Annotated in this window: 5 protein-coding genes; 3 read left to right on the forward strand and 2 right to left on the reverse strand. The window is 55.1% G+C overall.

From position 1 onward, the window contains the following. Window positions 1-66 precede the first annotated feature (66 nt). Window positions 67-855 carry a hypothetical protein gene (locus tag ACFDSS_RS13605; RefSeq protein WP_375256267.1) on the forward strand — a complete coding sequence of 263 codons (789 nt, stop codon included), beginning with the start codon at window positions 67-69 and terminating at the stop codon, window positions 853-855. Here the strand turns inward: ACFDSS_RS13605 and ACFDSS_RS13610 are convergent. Next, window positions 852-1,886 carry a glycosyltransferase family 2 protein gene (locus ACFDSS_RS13610; protein WP_375256268.1) on the reverse strand — a complete coding sequence of 345 codons (1,035 nt, stop codon included), beginning with the start codon at window positions 1,884-1,886 and terminating at the stop codon, window positions 852-854. The two genes, ACFDSS_RS13605 and ACFDSS_RS13610, sit on opposite strands and share 4 nt — an antisense overlap. Before the next feature lie 172 nt (window positions 1,887-2,058). Between ACFDSS_RS13610 and aroQ the strand changes: the two genes are divergently transcribed. Then, window positions 2,059-2,502: a type II 3-dehydroquinate dehydratase gene (aroQ, locus tag ACFDSS_RS13615; RefSeq protein ID WP_375256269.1), complete on the forward strand. Its 444-nt coding sequence runs from the start codon at window positions 2,059-2,061 to the stop codon at window positions 2,500-2,502. Continuing rightward, entirely contained in the window at window positions 2,502-3,260 is a 759-nt protein-coding gene (locus ACFDSS_RS13620; RefSeq protein ID WP_375256270.1) for an autoinducer binding domain-containing protein, read from the forward strand. The genes aroQ and ACFDSS_RS13620 overlap by 1 nt, the downstream gene beginning before the upstream one ends. A gap of 429 nt (window positions 3,261-3,689) precedes the next feature. On the opposite strand, the gene tsf is transcribed toward ACFDSS_RS13620, so the two are convergent. Beyond that, window positions 3,690-4,552 (reverse strand): translation elongation factor Ts (tsf, locus tag ACFDSS_RS13625; protein ID WP_375256271.1); only part of this gene is annotated, 863 nt, incomplete at its 5' end.

Genomic DNA, 4,552 nt, shown 5'->3' on the forward strand with positions numbered 1-4,552 from the left:
AACTCTCTCTTAGTTTAGGCCGCCGTTGGTTCCAAAAACCCTGACGACGGACACCTCTTTGCGCAAATGGGTGACGCAAACATGATTTCCTGCACCTGGCGATTGTTCGGAAACGGTGGCAAGCGGACGTTCGTTGACCAGCCGGTCACCGCGCAGTTTACGCACTGCGCCCGCAAGGATGCGGGGCGCCCGCATCAGGCATGGGGCTTCAAAACACTTTACCAAAACAACGGGTATTTCAAGAAACTCGGCGTGCATCGCCCAAAAGGCCTGCGCGGGCAGATGGTTGACAATTTGCGCTGGGTGAATGGCTCAGGCGATGCCCTGCCAGAGAGTGAATATCGCACTGCTTGGCGCTCCAATGGGCGCACGATCGGGTATGATCTGGTAACATTGAACCATTACGCGGTCCGGTCCGTGGAAAGCTTTTTGGTGAAACGGGACCGTGGCCGCGTGAACCATGTCGATCGCGACCAAGGCGCGGCATATTGGTTCCGGATGAACCACAACACCACCACCGATACATCAATCCAGCGGATGAAGCTGGCGGTGGATGCCGAACTCGCGCGGTTTTTAGCCGACCCTGAAATCGCGCAGCGCCATGCCACGTCTGTGGACCTGCACAAGGCGAAGATCACGCAATTGCTTGCGCAAACCTCTCAACGGGCATTTCACGACATGCTGGGCAGCGCGCGCTTTCAAAGCCTTTCAAAGATGTTGCCGATCTTCGGCGCGCATGTGTTTCTGGCCGGCCCAGACTGCGTGCCCCAAGAGATGGTGGATCAATTCGATCAGGGCGCCCTGCCCGCCGATTACTCCTTCACCGTGCCGCGCCCAAACACGACCGAGCACTAACCACGGCGTTGGGCAGCCAGAAGCGCCAGCAGGTCTTTCATCTGTTGGGATTGTGCTTTCATCGGTAGCACCTGTGACGCACCCAACTGCATCAGGCGCGACATGAGGTAGAAAGGTTCAGGCGCCCTGAGCAGGTCTTTGATCCGCTGCTTGCGCCAGGCAACACCCGCATGATGCAACGCGGCGGTTTGCGCGTCTGCCATCAGCACTTCCATATTCTGCGTAACCTGGTCTTGATGCTGCAGGATCCGCGTATCCGAGACCTCATTCAGGTTTCGCTCTATCCAATAGGCCAGATCAATCGGATCACTGCTATGATTTGGCTTGCCCCGCGCGACTTTTACCAGAAAGCTGTCCCTGGCTCCAAGCGCATAGTGATTGATCTGCGCTAACGCGTAACGCGCGCGCGTCGTCGGAATCACCGTTCCAGTGATGCCGCGACACGGCTCAGCATTGCCGTCACACCAAAGACCATATTCCGCGCCCTCCCGCAATTGCGGGCGATGCACGCCAAGGCGGGCAAATTTATCGTCGTTGCGATAAAGCGATTTGAATTGCACGGCGCGCCATGGCCATAGCAGCCGTTCGGGCGCTGCCTTGGTAAATTGTGCAAGGATCGGCTCGTCCGCGAAATGGGTGACATCATTGTTGCCGAACATGCGCCAAGGGATCAAAAAGCCTTCGGCATCGGGTTGGGTGCCGATCAGATCAATGAGCCTCCCCGCCCCTGCATGAATGCATAAAAATTCATCTACATCAATCACATAGACCCATTCCGCCGCCCTTTTTGCGGCATGCCGATTGGCCTTTCTCAAAGCCCGCCATTGCACGGATTTCTTGCCTTTCGAATGATTGCGCTCGTGATGCAAAATTCCGCGCGCGGCCAGACGATCCAACAAGTCATCAGACCCGTCTTCACAGTCATTGGAATAGATCAAAAAATCCGTCACGCCGATATGTTGATGATAGGCCAACCATTCAAGAATAAACGGCGCTTCATTGCGAATTGTCGTAATGGCAAGGACACGCACGCAGATCATTTCCCAGTAAGCTGTCGGGCCCGTCCCAGATCGCTATGCGGCCAAGATAGAGGCTCTCTATCCGCGTGCAAGCGTTGATCGTATGCAACAATCTGCAATCGTGAAAGTGACGTCGAAGAATATCCAATTGAACCAAACAGTTAATTGATGCTAGACAAATCGCATGACGCATTCACTCCTCATTCTTAATGGTCCAAACCTGAACCTGCTCGGCACACGCCAGCCTGAGGTCTACGGCCACACGACCCTTGGCGATATTGAGGCATTGTGCAAAACGACGGCAGAGGCAATGGGCGTGTCGGTGACGTTCGCCCAGAGCAACCATGAAGGCGAGATGGTTGATATGCTTCATGCCGCGCAGAGCGCGCATCACGGCATCATTTTGAACGCGGGCGCATATACGCATACCTCTGTTGCTTTGATGGATGCGATCAGCAGCATCGCACTGCCTGTGATTGAGCTTCACCTCTCAAATGTCCACGCGCGTGAGGATTTTCGAAGAACATCCTACATCTCACGCGTGGTGGTTGGGCAGATATGCGGATTTGGTGCTGCGGGGTATCCGCTTGCGATGGAAGCGCTGGCCGGACATCTCAATAACAAATAATGCAAAACGTCATTGGCAATGTCGATCGGCTGACAAAGGCGGCATCCGTGGAGGAACTCTGGTGCATCCACCAGCAACTTATGGCGGAATGCGGATTTGATCGTTTGCTCTACGGATATACTCGCTATCGGACATCCAACGGCTTGGGCGACCCGCGGGATTGGGTAATCCTCTCGACACAAAAACCTGAATATATGAAGGCTTTCATTGATGATGGGTTTTATCATAACGCACCGATGATCCAATGGGCGCTTGAAAATGATGGCGCGTGTAGCTGGCGATGGCTGACCGAAACTGCAAGTCGTGGCAATCTGACTCCTGCTGAAATGCGTGTCATGGCGTTTAACAAATCCATGCAGGTCACTGCTGGCTATACTGTAAGCTTCCGGTCGGTGTCACAGCGCAGCAAGGGCGCAATTGCATTGACCGCCAAGCCGGGCCTGACACAAGACCAGGTTGATAACATGTGGGCGGAAAATGGCGACGCAATCATTGTGATGAACAATGTCTTGCATCTCAAGTTGCTGTCCTTGCCATACTCGGGTGAACGCAAACTGACGACGCGCCAACGCGAAGTGCTGCAATGGGTCGGCGATGGCAAAACAACCCAGGATATTGCGGTCTTGCTTGGACTGACGCCAGCAACGATTGAAAAACACCTGCGACTCGCTCGGCAGACTCTGGACGCGGAAACAACCGCCCAAGCGATCCTGAAAGCGGCGTTTTACAACCAGATGTTTGGTGCGGACAGCCGCTAGTTGCTTATTTATTGTGCAGCCGCAGAAAAAAACCAGCGCATCTGACGCAAAGTACGGTATTCCTTACTTGCTTGACGCCACGTTAATTGCATTCATGCAACCGTTCCGTGAGTGGTGGCATTTTGCCTTTGGAACTGTCTGTGGCGTCCTTGTGATTTCTGGGATGCGCTACAGGTACCGGGAAACCGGGGCTGGCGCCGAGTATTGTTCTCAATCCGTCAGTCACGCGATTTATGGTGGTCCTCGTCCCGAAACATGGGTCGCCTGAAATCGTCGCGGCATCGCCTTTCTTCCAAGGCGATGCCGCGCTTTTCTTCCCTGAAAAGCGGGCGGCCTGCATGTAGTGGGCAGGTCGCCTTTTCGTTGCCAAGACGAAAACAGCCCGCCGGTTCTTCACCAGCGGGCCGCTAACTTAAATCTGTTCGGAGTTTATCCGTTCAGCTTAGCCACTTCGGCGGCGAAGTCTTCTTCAACTTTCTCGATGCCTTCACCTACCGCCAGACGTGTGTAGCCGGTGATCTCAACGCCAGCTTCTGTCGCGGCTTGCGCCACTGTCAGGTCCGGGTTCACAACGAATTGCTGGTTCAGCAGCGTGACTTCGGCCATATATTTCTTCATACGACCAACGATCATTTTCTCGATCACAGCTTCTGGCTTGCCGCTTTCGCGGGCGATATCCATCTGAACCTGCTTCTCTTTTTCAACAACGGCCGGATCAAGGTCAGCCTCTGACAACGACGCCGGGTTTGCGGCTGCAATATGCATCGCAACCTGACGACCGAAGGCCTCATTGTCGCCGGTCATTGCAACCAGAACGCCGATGTTGCCCATGCCGGGGGCGGCTGCATTGTGGACATAGTTCACAACGGTCGCCCCTTCGAGTGCTGCCATGCGACGCACTGACATGTTCTCACCGATCACCGCAACAGCGTCGGTGACAACCTGCTCAACAGGTTTGCCACCCATATCGGCGGCTTTCAAACCGTCGATGTCGGATGCGCCCAAAGCCACGTCTGCGATGCCCGCAACCATCTTCTGGAAGTCAGCGTTTTTAGCCACGAAGTCCGTCTCGGAGTTGACTTCGACAGCCACGCCCTTGCCACCGGACACGGCGACTGCGACGAGGCCCTCAGCAGCCGTGCGGCCGGATTTCTTTGCAGCTTTTGCCAAGCCCTTGGTGCGCAGCCAATCAACTGCGGCGTCCATGTCGCCATCGTTTTCAGTCAGCGCTTTCTTAGCGTCCATCATGCCTGCGCCTGTGCTGTCGCGCAGCTCTTTCACCATTGCAGCGG

Origin of the sequence: Yoonia sp. (genome assembly GCF_042093035.1) — a bacterium.
Classification (GTDB): Bacteria; Pseudomonadota; Alphaproteobacteria; order Rhodobacterales; family Rhodobacteraceae; genus Yoonia.

Excerpts from the sequence above, each read along its gene's own strand:
- ACFDSS_RS13605 (WP_375256267.1), top strand. The coding sequence starts at position 67 with ATGGGTGACGCAAACATGATTTCCTGCACCTGGCGATTGTTCGGAAAC.
- aroQ (WP_375256269.1), top strand. The coding sequence starts at position 2,059 with ATGACGCATTCACTCCTCATTCTTAATGGTCCAAACCTGAACCTGCTC.
- ACFDSS_RS13620 (WP_375256270.1), top strand. The coding sequence starts at position 2,502 with ATGCAAAACGTCATTGGCAATGTCGATCGGCTGACAAAGGCGGCATCC.